At 70.4% G+C, this 17,682-nt stretch carries 17 protein-coding genes and 2 pseudogenes; 6 read left to right on the forward strand and 13 right to left on the reverse strand.

Annotated elements, in window-relative coordinates:
* Positions 1–9: 9 nt before the first annotated feature.
* Positions 10–618 carry a GNAT family N-acetyltransferase gene (locus ABZX12_RS17925; RefSeq protein WP_355694358.1) on the reverse strand — a complete coding sequence of 203 codons (609 nt, stop codon included), beginning with the start codon at positions 616–618 and terminating at the stop codon, positions 10–12.
* 20 nt (positions 619–638) lie between these two features.
* Between ABZX12_RS17925 and ABZX12_RS17930 the strand changes: the two genes are divergently transcribed.
* Positions 639–1,490 carry an arylamine N-acetyltransferase gene (locus ABZX12_RS17930; protein ID WP_355694360.1) on the forward strand — a complete coding sequence of 284 codons (852 nt, stop codon included), beginning with the start codon at positions 639–641 and terminating at the stop codon, positions 1,488–1,490.
* Here ABZX12_RS17930 and ABZX12_RS17935 read toward each other — a convergent pair.
* From ABZX12_RS17935 to ABZX12_RS17985, 11 genes and pseudogenes are all read right to left on the reverse strand, one after another.
* Positions 1,468–2,919: an NADH-quinone oxidoreductase subunit N gene (locus ABZX12_RS17935; protein WP_355694361.1), complete on the reverse strand. Its 1,452-nt coding sequence runs from the start codon at positions 2,917–2,919 to the stop codon at positions 1,468–1,470. The two genes, ABZX12_RS17930 and ABZX12_RS17935, sit on opposite strands and share 23 nt — an antisense overlap.
* Entirely contained in the window at positions 2,916–4,445 is a 1,530-nt protein-coding gene (locus tag ABZX12_RS17940; RefSeq protein WP_355694362.1) for an NADH-quinone oxidoreductase subunit M, read from the reverse strand. The genes ABZX12_RS17935 and ABZX12_RS17940 overlap by 4 nt, the downstream gene beginning before the upstream one ends.
* Positions 4,442–6,205, reverse strand: a complete 1,764-nt coding sequence (locus ABZX12_RS17945; protein ID WP_355694363.1) for an NADH-quinone oxidoreductase subunit L — start codon at positions 6,203–6,205, stop codon at positions 4,442–4,444. Before ABZX12_RS17945 ends, ABZX12_RS17940 begins: the two co-directional genes overlap by 4 nt.
* The gene (gene nuoK, locus ABZX12_RS17950; RefSeq protein WP_355482322.1) at positions 6,202–6,510 is read right to left on the reverse strand and encodes an NADH-quinone oxidoreductase subunit NuoK; all 309 of its coding nucleotides are present in this window, start codon (positions 6,508–6,510) and stop codon (positions 6,202–6,204) included. The genes ABZX12_RS17945 and nuoK overlap by 4 nt, the downstream gene beginning before the upstream one ends.
* Positions 6,511–6,512: 2 nt before the next feature.
* Positions 6,513–7,007 carry an NADH-quinone oxidoreductase subunit J gene (locus ABZX12_RS17955; protein WP_355694365.1) on the reverse strand — a complete coding sequence of 165 codons (495 nt, stop codon included), beginning with the start codon at positions 7,005–7,007 and terminating at the stop codon, positions 6,513–6,515.
* A gap of 116 nt (positions 7,008–7,123) precedes the next feature.
* Positions 7,124–7,345, reverse strand: a pseudogene (locus ABZX12_RS17960) (4Fe-4S binding protein); the annotation flags it as partial.
* Between the two features lie 181 nt (positions 7,346–7,526).
* On the reverse strand, positions 7,527–8,279 hold the full coding sequence (locus ABZX12_RS17965) for a methylenetetrahydrofolate reductase (RefSeq protein ID WP_355694367.1): 753 nt from the start codon (positions 8,277–8,279) through the stop codon (positions 7,527–7,529).
* Positions 8,280–8,317: 38 nt separating this feature from the next.
* A pseudogene (locus tag ABZX12_RS17970) lies at positions 8,318–9,513 on the reverse strand (RNA polymerase sigma factor).
* Positions 9,510–9,854 (reverse strand): YciI family protein, encoded by a 345-nt coding sequence (locus ABZX12_RS17975; protein ID WP_355694368.1) that lies wholly within the window; start codon positions 9,852–9,854, stop codon positions 9,510–9,512. Before ABZX12_RS17975 ends, ABZX12_RS17970 begins: the two are co-directional and overlap by 4 nt.
* A gap of 34 nt (positions 9,855–9,888) precedes the next feature.
* On the reverse strand, positions 9,889–11,106 hold the full coding sequence (locus ABZX12_RS17980; protein WP_355694370.1) for a HAMP domain-containing sensor histidine kinase: 1,218 nt from the start codon (positions 11,104–11,106) through the stop codon (positions 9,889–9,891).
* Entirely contained in the window at positions 11,103–11,759 is a 657-nt protein-coding gene (locus ABZX12_RS17985) for a response regulator transcription factor (protein WP_355694372.1), read from the reverse strand. The genes ABZX12_RS17980 and ABZX12_RS17985 overlap by 4 nt, the downstream gene beginning before the upstream one ends.
* Before the next feature lie 105 nt (positions 11,760–11,864).
* Between ABZX12_RS17985 and ABZX12_RS17990 the strand changes: the two genes are divergently transcribed.
* From ABZX12_RS17990 to ABZX12_RS18005, 4 genes are read left to right on the forward strand one after another with little or no spacing between them, the layout of a single operon-like run.
* Positions 11,865–12,374 carry a hypothetical protein gene (locus tag ABZX12_RS17990; RefSeq protein ID WP_355694374.1) on the forward strand — a complete coding sequence of 170 codons (510 nt, stop codon included), beginning with the start codon at positions 11,865–11,867 and terminating at the stop codon, positions 12,372–12,374.
* On the forward strand, positions 12,374–13,426 hold the full coding sequence (locus tag ABZX12_RS17995; protein WP_355694375.1) for a peptidoglycan-binding domain-containing protein: 1,053 nt from the start codon (positions 12,374–12,376) through the stop codon (positions 13,424–13,426). The genes ABZX12_RS17990 and ABZX12_RS17995 overlap by 1 nt, the downstream gene beginning before the upstream one ends.
* Positions 13,423–14,088 (forward strand): ABC transporter ATP-binding protein, encoded by a 666-nt coding sequence (locus tag ABZX12_RS18000; protein WP_355694376.1) that lies wholly within the window; start codon positions 13,423–13,425, stop codon positions 14,086–14,088. Before ABZX12_RS17995 ends, ABZX12_RS18000 begins: the two co-directional genes overlap by 4 nt.
* Complete coding sequence (locus ABZX12_RS18005; protein ID WP_355694378.1) at positions 14,085–15,350, forward strand: ABC transporter permease; 1,266 nt, start codon at positions 14,085–14,087, stop codon at positions 15,348–15,350. Before ABZX12_RS18000 ends, ABZX12_RS18005 begins: the two co-directional genes overlap by 4 nt.
* Before the next feature lie 104 nt (positions 15,351–15,454).
* On the opposite strand, the gene ABZX12_RS18010 is transcribed toward ABZX12_RS18005, so the two are convergent.
* Entirely contained in the window at positions 15,455–16,402 is a 948-nt protein-coding gene (locus ABZX12_RS18010) for a complex I subunit 1 family protein (RefSeq protein ID WP_355694379.1), read from the reverse strand.
* Positions 16,403–16,464: 62 nt separating this feature from the next.
* On the opposite strand from ABZX12_RS18010, the gene ABZX12_RS18015 reads away from it, so the two are divergent.
* Positions 16,465–17,664: an NAD(P)H-binding protein gene (locus ABZX12_RS18015; RefSeq protein ID WP_355694381.1), complete on the forward strand. Its 1,200-nt coding sequence runs from the start codon at positions 16,465–16,467 to the stop codon at positions 17,662–17,664.
* Positions 17,665–17,682 lie beyond the last annotated feature (18 nt).

A 17,682-nucleotide genomic window follows, 5' to 3' on the forward strand; every position in this document is an offset into this window, starting at 1 on the left:
CCTGCCAGGTCAGGAGCTGACGGGCACACCTCTGTCCATCCCGTAGAGCGCTGAGCCCCAGCCGAGGTCGGCAACGAGCAGCCGCCAGCCCAACCGCCGGTACAGCCGCGGCGCCGGCCGGTCGTCGGCGTACGTCGTCAGCAAGGCTTTCCGGTTCGGGAGATCCCGCATCAGTTCCTGCATCAACGCGGTCCCGAGGCCGTGCCCCTGGGCGGCGGGCAGGACAGCGAGCTCGACCACCTCGAAGTGCCCACCGATCCACTCCGCGGCGAGTTCGGGACTGATCGCCGCCGCGACTCGGTCCGACCACCACTGCCCGAGGTGCCCGGTGAAACCGTAGGCGAATCCGGCAATCGGGCCGCTGCCAGCCATCACGTCCGCGACGTCGAGCGCGCCGACGCCGACGCCGGCGCGCGGCGTGCCGACAGGACGGGGGAGCCGCGCGACGACGAGCTTGAAGTCGTCGCGGGCGGCGTGGGCCGGGAGCTGTTCGCCGGCGAACCGCTGGGCGTCGGCGCGCTCGTCGTCGTACCCCGGAGCGCCGAAGGCGGCCGCGAACACCTCGCCGAGCTCGCCCGCGACATCGAGAGCGGCAACTCGGTCGAACACGTCGATCACCCCGCTTAGCCTAGGTTCCCATGGACACCAGGGCGTTCCTCCGGCGAGTCGGACTCAGCGGGTACGACGGTCCGCCGCGGCTGGATGGTCTGAATCAGTTGCACGCGGCGTTCGTGGATCAGGTGCCGTACGAGACCGTGCAGTACCAGCTCACGCCGGGTGGCGCGTTCGAGCCGGAGGACGTGGCGAAGCGGATCGTCGCGCGCGAGACCGGCGGGTACTGCTTCCAGCTGAACGGGACGTTCGCGCTGCTGCTGACCGAGCTCGGGTACCGCGTGCGGATGCACCGCGGCGGCGTACAGACAGTCAACCGGCCAGGCGACATCGACGGCAGCCACATGGTCCTGACGGTCAGCGGACTGGTCGAGGACCCGGAGCGTTGGTGGCTCGTCGATGCGGGCCTCGGCGACGGTCTGCGCCATCCGATGCCGCTGGAGACCGGCGAGGCCGAGCAGTACCCGTTCACGCTGCGCCTGCGCCCGTCGGACAAGACCGACGGCTGGCGACTCGACCACGATCCGCGCGCGAACCTGATCGGCATGGACTTCGAGTCGGCCCCGGTCACCCTGGACGCGTTCGCCGCGCAGCACAGGCAGCTTTCCGCCGACCCGGCGTCCCCGTTCGTCCGACTCGCCTCCGCGTTCCGCCGAACGCCGGAATCCGTTCTCGTACTGCGTTCCGTCGGGCTGAGCGAAACGTTTTCCGACCGCGTCGACAGCACCCTGCTCGACACCCCCGCCGACTACTTCGCCGCCCTCGCGGACGTTTTCCGCCTGCCGCTGCCGCACTACTCCGCCGCTGACCGGGACGCGCTGTGGCGCCGCGTCTGGTCGCAGTACGAGGACTTCGTCAGGTCGCAAGCGCGAACATGATGCTGGGCAGGACGGAGAGGACGGCGGCCACCGCGGTGCAGAGGGAGATCATCGTGACCGCCGGGGTCTCGATGTCCACCGAGAACGGATCGTCGGCGGGCAGGCGGAAGAGCTCGGCGATCCAGCGCAGGTAGACGGCGAGGCCGATCATGACGTTGACGGCCATCACGATCGCGAGCCAGCCGAGATGGCCGTCGATCACGGCCTGGAACGCGGCGAACTTCGTGAACAGACCCGCGAGACCAGGCGGAAGTCCGGCCAGGACGACCAGGAAGAAGATCAGGGCGGCGGCCAGGCCGGGCTCGGAGCGGACCATGCCGCGGTAGTCCGTGAGCAGTCCCCCGGGGCGATGGCGCTGCACGACAGCGACCGCTCCGAAGGCGCCGAGCGTGACGACGACGTACGCCGCCAGGTACCCGACGACGGCCTGTGCGTCGTCGACGGCGAGCGGCGCGAGCAGGAAGCCGACCTGCCCGATCGACGACCACGCGAGCAGCCGCACCGCCTCGACCTGACGCAGCGCGGCCAGGTTTCCGACCGTCATCGTGACCGCGGCGAGGATCGCGACCACGGTGCGCAGTTGGGAGCCGTCCGGCGCGATCCCGGACGTGACCAGGACCAGCAGCCCGGCGACGCCGGCCGACTTCGACACCACCGCGAGGAAGGTGGTGACCTCCACCGGCGCGCCGACGTAGGTGTCCGGCAGCCAGGCGTGGAACGGCACCGCCGCGATCTTGAACGCGAACCCGACGATCACGAACAGCCCGGCTGCGAACGCCACCCGGGCCAGGTCCGGATCCAGCCCGGTCAGCCGGTTCGCGATCGTCGACAGGTACAGCGAGCCGGTCACGCCGTACACGTAGGAGATGCCGAACAGCATCACGGCCGTCGACAGCACCGAGACCAGGAACGCCTTCATCGCGCCCTCGGAACCGCGCCGGTCCCGGCGCAGCCCGACCATCGCGAAGCTCGGCAGGGACACCACCTCGAGCGCGATCACGAGCGTCGCGAGGTCCCGCGCGCCGGCCAGCACCGTCGCGCCGGTGAGCGCGCTGAGCAGCAGGAAGTGGTACTCCCCGATCGGAATGTCCGCGGCCAGCAGGCGGTACGCCGAGAGTCCGACGACGCCGAGCCCGCCGATCAGCAGCACCGCCCACAACCCGGCCGTCAACGGCTCGAAGACCAGGCTGCACTGCGCCGGCCCTTCGACCGCGGGCCGGCAGAACGCGGGCTTGAAGTCGTCGCGCTGCGCCCACGCGAACACGAGCCCGAACAGAATGACCGCGCTGGTCAGCAAGGTCACGACGGTGTGCCGCAGCTCGGCCGAGGCACTCTTCCAGAAACTGTCGACCAGCAGTACGGCGACGGCGCCGATCGCCAGCACCAGCGGTACGGCGATCGCCTGCCAGTCGGTCCACGTGAGCGTCACAGCGCACTCCACTGTTGCAGGAGGAGGCCGGGCCAGACGCCGAGCAGCACGGTCAGCGTGACGAGCGGCGCCCAGGTGATCAGCTCGATCCGGCTGAGGTCGACCGCGAACGCGGCGGGCGGGTTCTCGGCCGGGTCGCCCTGGCACAGGTTGCGGACCAGCCGCAGGAAGTACGCGGCGGTCAGTACCGTGCCGAGTCCGGCGATCACCATGAACACCAGGAACGTGCTCCGCGGTAACCACGCGGCCGGGTCGTAGGCACCGAGCAGCACCAGCATCTCGCCCCAGAACCCGGCCAGCCCGGGCAGCCCGAGCGAGGCGAGACAGGCGAACGTCAGCAGCGCGGCGATCCGCGGCAACCGCGCGTACAAGGCCCGGCCGATCGCGCGCAGGTCGCTGGTGTCGTGCCGGTCCTTGATCGCTCCGGCCAGGAAGAACAGCAGCCCGGTGATCAGCCCGTGCGCGATGTTCGCGAACAGCGCGCCGCGCAGGCCGGCCGGCGACATGGTCGCGATGCCGAGCCCGATGAAGCCCATGTGCCCGACGCTCGAGTACGCGATCAGCCGCTTGACATCGGTCTGCGCGAGACAGGCCAGCGACCCCGCGACGATCGCCACCGTCGAGAACGCCCCAAGGTACGGCGCGATCGTCGCCGTCGCGTCCGGCAGCACCGGGACCAGGATCCGGATCAGGCCGTACGTCCCGAGCTTCAGCAGCACGCCGGCCAGCAGCACCGACCCCACCGTCGGCGCCTTCGCGTGCGCGTCCGGCAGCCAGATGTGCAGCGGCCACAGCGGCACCTTCACCGCCAGCCCGACCGCGATCAGTACGGCGGCGGCCAGCGGGATCCCGTGCCCGCCGGCGACCGGCGCGTTGGTCAGCGCGACGATGTCGAACGTCCCCGTCACCCGCTGTACGAGCAGGAAACCGAGCAGCATCAGCGCGGAACCGAACACGGTCATCAGCACGAACGTGTTCGCGGCGCGTTTCCGCCCGGCCGGGTCGTGGTGGTCGCCCCAGATGTCGATGACCAGCCACATCGGGATCAGGACGATCTCGAAGCAGACGAAGAACAGCACCAGGTCCATCGCCGAGAACGTCCCGATCACGCCGGTCTCGATCACCAGCAGCAGCGCGATCAGGGAGCGGGTCCGGCCGATCCGCGGCGTGATCTTCAGCGAGTACAGGCAGCACAGGAAGGTCAGCAGCGCCGTCAGCACGATCAGCGGCACCGAGATCGAGTCGACGCCGATGTGGAACCGGACGTCGAGGGACGGGATCCACGGTACGTCGATGACGGCGTCGAGCGGGTGGACGGCGTCGCCGAGCAACTGCTCCTGCGCGGGTACATAGGCGAACCATCCGCCGGTCCGCGGCCAGAGGATCAAGGCACCGACCAGCACGAGCCCTGAGATCACCGACCCGTACGCCGCCGCGAGGCGGTCCCCGATCGCGGCCGGGATCGACCACAACGCTCCGGCGGCCAGCGCCGGCAGCACGAGGATCGCCAGCAGGATCGCGTTCACGAGCCGATCACCCCCGCAAGCACGGCGAGCGCGACCGCGCCGATGACGGCCGCCGTCAGGTAGGTCTGCACGTTCCCGGTCTGCAGCCGGCGGAACCCCTGTGACGCCAGCGTCCCGGTCCGGCCGGCCGCGCGGACGTACGCACCGATGACGTCGCGGTCACCCGCCACGGTCAGCTTGGCCAGCCATCGCACGGGCACGACGACCAGACCGTGGTACGCCGGGTCGACGCCGAACTCGCGCTCGAACACCACCGGCCGCGGGTCCGCCCCGCGCCGCCACAGCGAGTACGCCGGGAGCGCGCCGAGCAGCACCAGCGCGGTCGAGACCAGCCCGATGACCCAGTTGAGGTGCACGCCGTCGACGTACCCGAGCACGATCGAGGCGACCGCGAGCAGCACGAGCGGCGCCAGCATCACCCACGGCGCGTCGCGGAGCTTGGAGGTGTCGGGCTCGTCGAGGTCGGCCGCCGCGTCACCGTCCTCGAACGCGCCGATGCCGCCGGCCAGCGCCGGCGTCCGGAAGAAGGTCCACAGCCACAGCCGCACGCAGTAGAAGGCCGTCAGCGCCGCGGTCAGGCAGACGGACAGCAGCACGACCCACCCGACGACGGACCCGTCGTGCGCCTGCTCCCAGGCCGCTTCGATCACCGCGTCCTTGGAGAAGAACCCGGCGAACCCCGGGACGCCGGCCAGCGCCGCGAGACCGACGGTCATGGTCAGGAATGTCACCTGCAGCGCTTTCCGCAGCTTTCCGCGGCGCGTGTAGCGGCGCAGGACGACGAGGGCCGCGCTGCCGACCTGGTGCAGCAGCACTCCCGCGCAGAGGAACAGCAGACCCTTGAACGCGGCATGCGTGACGAGGTGGAAGAGCGCCGCGTGCCGGCCCTCGGCCGTGCCGAGCGACAGCGCGGAGAACATGATCGCGAGCTGGCTCACCGTCGACCAGGCGAGGACGCGCTTCACCTCGACCGCCGCCGACGCGCAGAGCGCGGCGACGAGCATCGTCACGCAGGCGACGATCGCGAGCACGGTCAGCGTGGTCTCCGACGCGGCGAAGACGTCGTAGAGCCGGGCGATCAGGAAGACGCCGGCGGCGACCATCGTGGCCGCGTGGATCAGGGCGCTGACCGGGCTCGGGCCGGGCATCGCGTCCGGGAGCCAGGTCTGCAACGGGACCTGCGCCGACTTGCCGATGACCCCGACGAGCAGCAGCAGCGTGCCGGTCGTCAGCACCCCGGCGGAAATCCGCGAAGGATCGAGTTCCGAAATCCGGAACGTCCCCGCGCCGACCCCGAGCACGAAGATTCCGAACAGGAACCCGACGTCGGCGAACCGGGTCATCAGGAACGCCTTCACCGCGCCCGAGCGGGCGTCCCGGCGCTCCCAGTAGTGGCCGATCAGCAGGTACGAGCAGGCGCCCATCACTTCCCAGCCGATCAGCAGGAAGAACAGGCTGTCCGACACCACGACGGTCACCATCGCGGCAGTGAACAAGGTGACCAGCGCGTGGTACGACGCGGGGCGCTGGTGCAGGTAGCCGAGCGAGTAGACCTGGACGCAGGTCGCGATCACGCCGACGACCGCGAGCATCAGGACCGTCAGGTCGTCGGTGCGGACCGCGAAGCCGATGGTGAGGTCGCCCACCTGCGAGTTGAGGAACGCGGCCTGATCCGGGGCAGCGCCGTACAGCAGGGCGGCGAACAACAGGATCAGCAGCGAGAAGGCCACGCCGGTGACGCGCCAGACCGTCGCGATCATGGCCGCTCCACCAGGTCACGGGCCGCGTCGGCGTCGACATGACCGTGACCGCGGAACAGCAGCAGCACGATCGCCAGGCCGAGACCGATCTCCGCCGCGGCCAGCGTGATCACGAAGATCGCCAGCGTCTGACCGGTGGCCTCATCCACCCGCCAGGCGTCGAAGGCGACCAGGTTCAGGTTCACCGCGTTCAGCATCAGCTCGAACGACATCAGCATCGTGATCACGTTGCGGCGCGCGAGGACGCCGTACACACCGATGCAGAACAGGACGACGGCCAGCAGCAGCGGGAGGATCAGCGGCACCGTCAGTCCTCCTTCTTGCGCTGCGACAACGCGATCGCGCCGATCAGCGCCGCCAGCAGCAGCACCGACAGGACCTCGAACGGGAGCACCCAGTTCCGGAACACCTGGGTGCCGATCGCCGTCGCCGACCCGCTGCTCACCGGCTTGATCTTCTCGTTGCCGAAGGCAAGAACTACGCCGGCCCCGAGGATCAGCGCGAGCACGGCGGCGACCACGGCCGCGAACGGGCTGCGCCCGGTGGTGAGCTCCGGCAGCGGATTCGTCGGCGCCTTCGTGAGCATCAGCGCGAACAGCACCAGGACGACGATCGCGCCGACGTACACCAGGATCTGGACCAGCGCGACGAACTCGGCGTGTAGCGCGCCGAAGCAGCCGGCGACGGCGCCGAGCGCGACCACCAGCCAGAGCGCGGCGTGCACGATCCGGCGGGAGACCACCACGAGCACGGCCGCCGGCACCGCCACCGCGCCGGCGACGGAGAACAGGACCGTTGTCACGCTTCTTCCTCGGGACCCGGGTCGATCGGCTGCGGCGCCGGCACCGTCCACATCCAGTCGCGGAGCCGGTCCTTCTCGTGGGTCAGGTTGCGGATGTCGGTCTCGGCGTACTCGAACTCGGGCGACCAGAACAGCGCGTCGAACGGGCAGGCCTCGATGCAGATTCCGCAGTACATACAGAGGCTGAAGTCGATCGCGAACCGGTCCAGCACGTTCCGGCTGCGCTCCCGGGCCTGCTCACCGACCGACGGCGCGGTCTCGGTGTGCGAGTCGATGTAGATGCACCAGCTCGGGCACTCGCGGGCGCACAGCATGCAGGAGGTGCAGTTCTCCTCCATCAGCGCGATCACGCCGCGGCTGCGCGGCGGCAGCTCCGGCAGGACGTCCGGGTACTGCTCGGTGACGGAACGACGGGCCAGGGTCTTCGCGGTGACCTTCAACCCCTCGACCAGGCCCTTACCAGGCAGTCCCACGCTCCACCTCCCGTCTCTTAGCAGGACATTAGCCGATCTGCACGCCTTACAGCTCGCGTTCGAGGCGGGCCGCGACCTGGCGGTACCGGCTGACCGGTATCAGGTGAACGCCCTCGAAGGCCCCGGAGTCACGGATCTTCAGGATCTGCTCGCAGGCGTGGTCGACACCGGCGTCCCGGTCCCGCTCCACCGCGTCGACCAGCTCGGCCGGGATCGTCAGCTGCGGCAGCCCGGCGAGATTGCGGGCCATCCGGGCGGACGCGAGCACCATCACCCCGGCGTACACCGGGATGTCGAGGTCGACCGACGCACGCCAGCGCAGCAGTTCGTCCAGGTCGTAGCTGACCTGGACGTAGAGGAAATCGGCCTCGGCCTTCCAGCGCGGGACCTTCGACAAGCGGGTGGCCGCGCCGACCTTGAACGGGGCACAGCCCGGGTACGTCGTCTCGCGGGTCTGCTCGATCATCCGCCGTACGGTCAGCTGGCTCGTGCGCGAGCCCTCCGCCGGGTCGTCGCCGTGGACGAACAGGAACTGCTCGACGCCGTACGCCGCCGCGGTCAGCAGGTCGCGCCGGAAACCGAGCAGGTTCCGGTCCCGCGAGTTCAGGCAGGCGATCCCACGCGCGCCCATCAGCTGCACCTCGTTGGCGACCGCGACACTCGACACGGTCGCCCGCCCGATGTGGTTGTCCGGGATCAGGAAACCGTCCGCGATCGGACTCATCACGCCGATCTGGTGCCGCACCTTCTTCAGGTCCGGCCGCGTCGGTGGCTCCACCTCACAGATCAACTCGAACACCCTCGGGACCCTACCGAAGGTGCGCGTCGCCGGCGGGGCTATCTCATCCGGGTCTTGAGGAAGTCCTGCTCGGCTTCGTTCGAGGTGAGGTCCAGCGCCGACTCGTAGGCGGCGCGAGCCTCGACAGAACGGTCCAGCCGAGTGAGGAGATCGGCCCGGATGGCGTGGAAGGGTAGTAGGAGTCGAGGTTCAACGCATCGACCAGGGCGAGGGCGGCGGCGGGGCCTTCGACTTCGGAGACGGCGACGGCTCGGTTGAGCGCCACGACGGGCGTGGGGTCGAGGGCGAGCAGGTGGTCGTAGAGCTGGAGGATCTGCGGCCAGTCGGTGGCCTCTGGGGTCGGGGCGTCGGCGTGGACGGCGTTGATCGCGGCTTGGAGCTGGTACGGACCGGGCTGATTGCGGCGCAGGCATCGCCGTACGAGCGTGTGGCCTTCGTCGATCAGCCGACGATCCCAGAGCGTGCGGTCCTGGTCGCGGAGGCGGATCAGCGTTCCGTCGGGCGCGACCCTGGCCGGGCGCCGGGACTGCTGGAGCAGCATCAAGGCGAGCAGGCCGACCGCTTCGGGTTCGTCGGGCATCAGGCCGACCAGGAGCCGTCCCAGCCGGATCGCCTCGGCGGCGAGCTCGTCGCGGACGAGGGTGTCGCCGGACGAGGCGGCGTACCCCTCGTTGAAGATCAGGTAGACAACGGCGAGGACGCCGCGGACGCGCTCCGGCAGGTCCGCCTCGTACGGGACGCGGTACGGGATGCCGGCGGCGCGGATCTTGGCCTTGGCACGGACCAGGCGTTGCGCCATCGTCGGCTCGGGGACCAGGAACGCGTGCGCGATCTCGGCGGTGCTGAGGCCGCCGAGCATGCGCAGCGTGAGCGCGACCCGGACGTTCAGGGCGAGCGCCGGGTGGCAGCAGGTGAAGATCAGCCGCAGACGATCGTCGTGCACGGCACCCTCCTCCACCGGCTCGGTCTCCGCGTGCAGCAGCGCGGCCTCGGCGTGCTTGCCGGACCGTGCGGCCTCGCGTCTCAGGCGGTCGATCGCGCGGTTGCGCGCGGTCGTGATGATCCATCCGGCCGGGCTCGGCGGTACGCCGGAGTCCGGCCACCTCTCCAGCGCCGTCGCAAACGCGTCCTGGACGGCGTCCTCGGCGATCTCCAGGTCACCGAACACGCGCGTGAGAACAGCCACCGCCCGCCCGTGCTCGGCCCGGAAGATCGCAGCGAGGTCAGCTGTCACGACTGGAACGGCCTGACCTCGACAGACAGGTTGCGGAGCACCTCGGCCAGCCGCTTGGCCCAGTGCAGCGCAGCGTCCAGATCCTCGACCTGGATGACCGTGAAACCGCCGAGATGCTCCTTGCCCTCGGTGAACGGCCCGTCGGTGATCAGCACGTCGTCGCCACTCGCCTTCAGCACGGTCGCCGTCTCCGGCGGATGCAGGCCGGCCGCGAACACCCACACACCGGCCGCCTGCATCTCCTCGTTCAACGCCTGCAGGTCCCGCAGGATCGGCTCCAGCACCTCGGGTTCCGGAGCCGGACCACCGGGCTGGTAGATGCTGAGCAGGTACTGGTTCATCGTCGCCTCCTTCTCGCCCTCTACACGAACGGCCTCAGCCTGGATCGACAGGCAGCACCACAGTAATTTCCAGCCCGCCTCCGGCGCGGGGCGCGGCGGTGACGGTGCCGCCGTGGGCCTCGGCGACCGACCGGACGATCGACAGGCCGAGCCCGGCGCCCTTCCCGCCGACCAGCCGCTCGGCGCCCAGGCGGTAGAACGGCTTGAACAGGCTCTCGACCTCGTACGGCGGTATCTCGGGCCCGGTGTTCGTCACGGTGACGCGCACCTGGTCGGCGGCGCGTTTGCTGATCACCCGGACCCAGCGCTCGTCGCCGGGCGTGTTGTGCCGGATGCCGTTCTCCACCAGGTTGTGGACGAGCCGTTCGAGCAGGAGCGCATCGCCCCGCGTCGGCGCGTCGCCCGGACCGCGGATCAGTTCGACGCCGGCCGCGGACGCCTCGCCGGCGAGCTGGCCGGTCACGTGCGTCACCACGTCCGCGAGGTTCACCGGGTAGACCGTCGTCAACTGCTTCTCGGAGTCGGCCAGGATCAGCAGCCCTTCGATCAGCTGCTCGTGCCGGGCGTTGATGGTCAGCAGGCTCTCGCCCAGTTCCTTCACGTCCGGGGACGCCGTACGCCGGTGCATCGCGACCTCGACCAGGGCGCGGCCGAGCGTCAACGGCGTCCGCAGTTCATGGGATGCGTTGGCAACGAACCGCCGCTGGCCGTCGAACGAGTGGTCCAGCCGCTCGACCATCGTGTCGAACGCGTCCGCCAGGTTCTTGACCTCGTCGTCGGGGCCTTTCAGTGCGATCCGTTCGTGCAGCGCCGCGGGCGACGCGGCGATCCGGCGCGCCGTGTCGGTGACCTGGTGCAGCGGCGCGAGCACCCGCCCGGCCACCAGCCATCCGAACCCCGCTGCCAACGCGCCGACCGCGACCAGCGCGATGCTCCCTTGGGCCAGCAACGACTTGATCGCTGCCTGCCGTACTTGTTGCCGCTGCTGTTCCAGCACCCGTTCCGCGTCCGAGCCGGTCAGGACGGCGCCGTCCTTGTTCATCACGTACACGTCGTTGGTCGGTGGCGCCGGCGGAGCGGTGGCGCCGCGGGACGGGCTGCTCAGATAGGTGCCCTTGACGATCACCCGGTACTGCTGGCCGAGGTTCGCGTTGAACAGCGCATAGGTGACGCCGAGCAGCAGTACGCCGGCGACCATGAACAGCCCGCCGTACAGCAGGGTCAGGCGGCCGCGGAGCGACAGTCGTTTCAAGGGATGCGGTAACCGACGCCGGCGACCGTCTCGACCAGTCCCGGCTCGCCCAGTTTCCGGCGTAGCTTCAGGATCGTCAGCCGGACCGCTCCGGTGAACGGGTCCACGTGCTCGTCCCATGCCTTCTCCAGCAGTTGTTCGGCCGACACGGTCGCGCCGTCGGCGCGCAGCAGCTCCGCGAGGACAGCGAATTCCTTCTTCGACAACGGCACGTACCGGCCGTCCCGGAAAACCTCGTGCCGGGCCGGGTCCAGCGTGACGCCGGCGCGGCGCAGGACGGGCGGATCGGCGGGCCGGCTGCGCCGCCCGAGGGCGAGCACCCGCGCGGCCAGCTCGGCGAACGCGAACGGCTTGGTCAGGTAGTCGTCGGCGCCCAGCCCGAGCCCCTCCACGCGGTCCGTCACCGCAGCCGCCGCGGTCAGCATCAGCACCCGCGTGGCCGACCCGGACGCGACCAGCTGCCGGCAGACCTCGTCGCCGTGGACGACCGGGAGGTCGCGGTCCAGCACGAGGACGTCGTACGCGTTCACCGACAACCGTTCCAGCGCCGCGCCGCCGTCCGTGGCCACGTCGACGGCATGTGAATCGTCGCGCAGCCATTCCGCGATCGCTGCCGCCAGCAACGGCTCGTCCTCGACCACCAGTACCCGCACGCACCCCATGATCCCCGACGGCTCTGTTTCCGCCGCGTTTCCGGACTCGGAAACGGCCCGGAAACGGGGCACCGAGAAAGGTTTCCGGAAACGAGAGGAGCAATGATGCGCAAGACCATTCTGGCTGTTTCCGTCCTGGCGGCCGGCCTGATCCTGACCGGGTGCGGGGCCGACGAGCCCGACGCCCAGGTCGCCTCCGGGACCGGAGCTCAGCAGTCGGCGGCGCCGAGCAGCGCGCCGGCCAGCCTCAGCCGCGACGAGATGGCGGTCAAGTTCACCCAGTGCCTGCGGGAGAACGGCCTGAACGTGCCGGACCCGGAGCCGGGCAAAGGGCCGATGCTGAAGTTCGACAAGAACTCCGGAGTCACCCAGGAGAAGGTCCAGCAGGCCATGGAGGCGTGCCGGCAGTACGACCCGCAGGCGCAGGGCAGCGCGAACCCGCAGCAGCAGGAGAACGGCCGGAAGTACGCCGAGTGCATGCGGAAGAACGGCGTCGAGAAGTTCCCGGACCCGAAGCCGGACCAGCGCGGGATCATGATCGGCCCGGGCGTCGCGGACGATCCGGACTTCACGAAGGCGCAGGACGCCTGCCAGAGCATCCTGGCGGCGCGCTGATGCGCAAGGCACTGACGGCTGTCGTCGTCCTGGCCGCAGGCGGCGCCGCCAGCGCTTTCCTGGTGAGCCGGGGCGACACCAGCCAGGCATCCGACCAGACCGCGCAGGCCGTGCCGGTCAACACCACGAAGGTCACCCGGCAGACCCTCAAGGACACCGAGACCGAGGACGGCCGGCTCGGCTTCGGCACGTCGTCCTCCGCGGTCAACCGGGTGGCCGGCACGGTCACCTTCGTCCCCGACAGCGGGCAGGAACTCCGGCGCGGCAGCACCGTCTACAGCATCGACAACGTCCCGACGACGCTGCTGTACGGCGCGCTCCCGGCGTACCGCAGGCTCACGGTCGGGACCGAAGGGACCGACGTCCTGCAGCTCGAGCAGAACCTGAAGGCGATGGGGTACACCGGCTTCACGGTGGACGACGAGTACACCGACGCGACCGCCGAGGCCGTCGAGGAGTGGCAGGAGGATCTCGGGAGGGACGAGACAGGAGCCGTGGAGCTCGGCAGCGTGCTGTTCGCACCCGGTCATCTGCGGGTGGACAGCGTGCAGGCCGAGGAGGGCTCGCCGCTCGGACCGAACCAGCCGGTGCTCACGTACACCGGCACCACCCGGGCCGTCACGGTGCAGCTCGACGCGGCCGACCAGCGGCTCGCCAAGCTCAACGCCGCGGTCACCGTCGGGCTGCCGGACGGAAAGTCGGTCGCCGGAAAGATCCAGAAAGTTTCCACGGTGATCATCCCGGCGGAGAGTCCGGACCAGGACCCGGAGACGAAGGTCGAGGTGATCGTTTCGGTCGCCGACCAGAAAGCGGTGGCCGCGTGGTCGTCCGCGGCGGTCGACGTCACGTTCACCGCGTCGGAGCGCAAGAACGTCCTGACCGTCCCGGTCGCGGCGTTGGTGGCGCTCCGCGAGGGCGGGTTCGGCGTCGAGGTCATCGACGGTACGACGTCGCGGTACGTGCCGGTGAAGACCGGGCTGTTCGCGGGCGGTCAGGTCGAGATCAGCGGCGCCGGCATCACCGCCGGCACCGCGGTGGGGATCCCGAAGTGATCGAGCTGACCGAGGTGACCAAGGTGTATCCGGGAGGCGTGCACGCGCTCGGCGGGGTCAGCCTGCGGATCGACCGCGGCGAACTGGTCGCGATCGTCGGCCCGTCGGGCTCCGGCAAGTCCACGATGCTGAATGTGCTCGGCACGCTCGACCGGCCGACGTCCGGGACGGTCCGGATCGACCGGTACGACGTGGCGCGGCTGTCCGACGCCGGGTTGTCCGCGCTGCGGGCGACCCGGATCGGGTTCGTCTTCCAGCAGTTCCACCTCGCCGCCGGGGTGCGCGCGGTCGACAACGTCGCCGACGGGTTGCTCTACTCCGGCCTCCGGCTCGCAGTACGACGGAAGCGGGCCGCGGCCGCGCTGGAACGGGTCGGGCTCGCGCACCGCCTCGATCATGAGCCGCACGAACTGTCCGGTGGCGAGCGGCAACGAGTCGCCGTCGCGCGGGCAGTCGCCGGCGAACCCGCCGTACTGCTGGCCGACGAGCCGACCGGCGCCCTGGACTCCGCGTCGGGCGCCGGCGTGATGCAGCTCCTGCGCGACCTGCACACGGCCGGCACCACGGTCGTCGTCATCACCCACGACCGCGACATCGCCGCCTCCCTCCCCCGCCAGATCCGGATGCGCGACGGCCACATCGTCGAGGAGATCCACGCATGAACGACGACTTTGTGCACCAGATCCGCAAGAGTTCCGACGAAAAGCACGGACGTCGTGCACAAAGCGGCCGGGAGCTGAGGCCCGCGACGCTGGGGCTGCGGGACGTGGTGCGGGTCGGGGCGGTCGGGTTGCGGACGCGGCCGATGCGGGCGTTCCTGTCCGCGCTCGGCATCGCCATCGGGATCGCGGCGATGGTCGCCGTGGTCGGCATCTCGTCGTCGTCGCGGGCCGAGCTCGACGGGCAACTCGATGCCCTGGGCACCAACCTGCTGACGGTCACGCCGGGCACCCGGCTGACCGGTGAGCAGGCCCAGCTGCCGCTCGCGGCCGAGTCGATGGTCCGCCGGATCGCCCCGGTCCGCGCCGAGTCCGCGATCGGCAAGGTCGACGACGCCTCGGTGTACCGGACCAGCAAGATCCCCGACGTCGAGACCAACGGCATCATCGCGTACGCCGCCCGAACCAACCTGCTCGACACGATCGGGGCCACGATCCGCAGCGGCAAGTGGATCGACGCCGCCACCGGCTCGTACCCGGCGACCGTCCTGGGCGCCGCCGCCGCGGAGCGACTCGGGATCACCAAGGCCGGACCGGACACCCAGGTGCTGATCGGCAACACCTGGTTCACCGTGCTCGGCATCCTCGAACCGGCCGCGCTCGCTCCGGAGCTGGACAGCGCCGCGCTGATGGGCTGGCCGGCGGCGGGCGAGCTCTCCTTCGACGGGCATCCGACCACGATCTACACCCGGTCGGACGACGCCCAGGTGCCCGCGGTCCGATCGGTGCTCGGCGCAACGGCCAACCCCGAGGCGCCGAACGAGGTCGAGGTGTCGCGCCCGTCCGACGCCCTCGCCGCCAAGCAGGCCGCCGGTCAGGCATTCACCGGACTCCTGCTCGGCCTGGGCGCCGTCGCGCTGCTGGTCGGCGGCGTCGGCGTCGCGAACATCATGGTGATCTCGGTGCTCGAACGTCGCGCCGAGATCGGCCTGCGCCGCTCGCTCGGGGCGACCCGCGGCCAGATCCGGACGCAGTTCCTGACCGAGTCGCTGCTGCTGTCCGCGCTCGGCGGGATCGGCGGCGCGATCCTCGGCTCCGCGGTCACCACCGGCTACGCGTCGTACCAGAACTGGCTGACAGTCATCCCGGTCTGGGCACTGGCCGGCGGCGTGCTGGCGACACTGGTGATCGGCGGCCTCGCGGGGCTGTATCCGGCCGTCCGCGCGTCCCGCCTGTCCCCGACCGAGGCACTGGCGACGCCCTAGCGGATCCCAGGCACTCACCAACCGCCGCAGCTCGTCGACGGCCACGCTCAGCCGACCGCCGAGGACCGGCCAACAGCGCGGTTTGTGAGTGCTGCAGGTCCGCCTCAGAACACCACGACGCCGATGCCGGTGAGCGCGAGTTGGACCAGCGCCACCGGCACCAGGCCCTGCCAGGCCAGCTTCTGCAGCTGGTCGGCGCGCATCCGCGGGAACGAGACCCGCACCCAGATCACCACGACCGACACGAACGCGATCTTCAGCAGCGCCCAGATCCACCCGATCGACTCCGGCCCGGGACCGCTCCAGCCGCCGAGGAACAGCACCGTCGTGAGCGCCGCGAGAACCACGATCCCGGCGTACTCCGCGAGCAGGAACATCGCGAAGCGGAGCCCGGTGTACTCCGTGTACGGGCCGAAGATCACCTCCGAGTCCGCGACCGGCATGTCGAACGGCGGCCGCTGCAACTCGGCGAGACCCGCGACGAAGAACACCACCAGACCGGGGAGCTGCCACAGCAACCACCACGGGTTCCAGGCGTGGCCGATCGCGGTCAGGCTCAACGACCCGGCGGCGACGGCCACACTCGCCGCGGCCAGTACGAACGGCAGCTCGTAGCTCATCAGCTGGGCCGCGACCCGGAGCCCGCCGAGCAGGCTGTACTTGTTCCCGCTGCCCCAGCCGGCCATCAGCGATCCGAGGACGCCGATGCTCATCACCGCGAGCACGAAGAACAGGCCGGAGTCGAGGTCCGCGCCGACCAGGCCCGGCGCGAGCGGGATCGCGGCGAGCGCGGCGAGGTACGGCAGGATCGCGACGATCGGGGCCCACTCGAACACCCGCTTGTCGGCGGCGGCCGGGACCACGCTCTCCTTCTGGACGAACTTCACCCCGTCCGCGACCAGCTGCGCCCAGCCGTGGAACCCGCCGGCGTACATCGGGCCGAGCCGCGACTGCATGTGCGCCATCACCTTGTGCTCGGCCTGCCCGACCAGCAAGGGCGCCACCAGGAAGGCGACCAGGACGCCCACCACCCGCACCACGAACTCCAGCATGCGCATCAGCGTAGTGCGTCCGGCTTGACCTCAACCAACGTTCAGGTCTGAGGGTGGGTCGTATGACCACGATTCTTGTCACCGGAGCCACCGGCCGCGTCGGCCGCCATGTCGTCGACGGGCTGCGCGCCGCGGGCGTGACCGTCCGGGCCCTCGTCCGTACGCCGGACCTCGCCGGGTTCCCGCCGGACGTCGAACTGATCCGGGGCGACATCCACGACCCCACCGCCGTACGCCGGGCCGCGGCCGACGTGGACGCGGCCTTCCTGCTCTGGCCGTCGTTCAGCGCCGACGGGGCCGCGGACGTGATCGGCGAACTCCCCCGGCGCGTCGTGTACCTGTCCTCGCTGAGCGCGCCGTCCGGCGGAGTGTGGGGCGACGTCGAGCAGCTGCTGAGGGACGCCGGCAAGGAGTGGACGTTCGTCCGGCCGGGCGGGTTCGCGGTGAACGCACAGGGCTGGGCGGACGCGTTCCGCACCGACGACGTCGTCCGCGTCGCGTCTCCCGAGGCGGGCCGGTCGTTGATCCACGAGCGCGACATCGCCGCGGTCGCCGTCCTCACGATCCTGGACGACCGGCACATCGGCCAGACCTACGACCTCACCGGGCCCGAGGTCCTGACCCAGGCCGAGCAGATCCGGACCGTCGCGCGGGCGATCGGCAAGGACATGCGGGTCGAGGCGCTGACCGACGCGGAAGCACGGCAGGCGATGCTCGACCTCGGCGCCGACCCGATCCTCGCCGAGAGCTCGGTCGCCTACTGGGCCTCGCTCGTCGACAACCCCGAGCCCGTCACCACGACCGTCACCGAACTCACCGGTCGCCCCGCCCTGACCTTCGCCGAATGGGCCGCCGAGCACGCCGCCGAGTTCCGGGTCCTGTCCACGGCCGAGGTCGCGCAACGGTACGTCGACGCGCTGTCGGCCGGCCGCCTCGACCAGGCCGTCGCGCTGACCGCACCGGAGGTCGTCCGCGTCGCACCACTCGAGACCGGCGGCGAAGAGGTCGAGATCAAAGGCACCGACGCCATCCTCGAGAACGCCCGCCGCCTGAACGCCGACATCGAGTACCTCGGCGTCGACGTCGTCGGCCCGCTCCTGTTCGACAACCACTTCGCGATCCGCTTCACCTTCGACCAACTCGACGTCCGCACCGGCACCCGCTCCCGAACCACCAAGCTGTCCCTCTTCACGGTCGACGCCGGCCGAATCACCCACGAGGAGGTCTTCTACTACACCCCGCCGCGCTCCCGATATCGTTAGATATCGAACGAGAGGAGG

The organism is Kribbella sp. NPDC003505 (genome assembly GCF_040610875.1).
In the GTDB taxonomy this organism is placed as follows: Bacteria; Actinomycetota; Actinomycetes; order Propionibacteriales; family Kribbellaceae; genus Kribbella.

What these genes read in the sequence shown, in the direction of transcription:
- ABZX12_RS17930 (WP_355694360.1), top strand. Translation starts at nt 639, where the DNA reads ATGGACACCAGGGCGTTCCTCCGGCGAGTCGGACTCAGCGGGTACGAC.
- ABZX12_RS17945 (WP_355694363.1), bottom strand. Translation starts at nt 6,205, where the DNA reads ATGATCGCGACGGTCTGGCGCGTCACCGGCGTGGCCTTCTCGCTGCTG.
- ABZX12_RS17975 (WP_355694368.1), bottom strand. Translation starts at nt 9,854, where the DNA reads ATGAACCAGTACCTGCTCAGCATCTACCAGCCCGGTGGTCCGGCTCCG.
- ABZX12_RS17990 (WP_355694374.1), top strand. Translation starts at nt 11,865, where the DNA reads ATGCGCAAGACCATTCTGGCTGTTTCCGTCCTGGCGGCCGGCCTGATC.
- ABZX12_RS17995 (WP_355694375.1), top strand. Translation starts at nt 12,374, where the DNA reads ATGCGCAAGGCACTGACGGCTGTCGTCGTCCTGGCCGCAGGCGGCGCC.
- ABZX12_RS18005 (WP_355694378.1), top strand. Translation starts at nt 14,085, where the DNA reads ATGAACGACGACTTTGTGCACCAGATCCGCAAGAGTTCCGACGAAAAG.
- ABZX12_RS18010 (WP_355694379.1), bottom strand. Translation starts at nt 16,402, where the DNA reads ATGCTGGAGTTCGTGGTGCGGGTGGTGGGCGTCCTGGTCGCCTTCCTG.
- ABZX12_RS18015 (WP_355694381.1), top strand. Translation starts at nt 16,465, where the DNA reads ATGACCACGATTCTTGTCACCGGAGCCACCGGCCGCGTCGGCCGCCAT.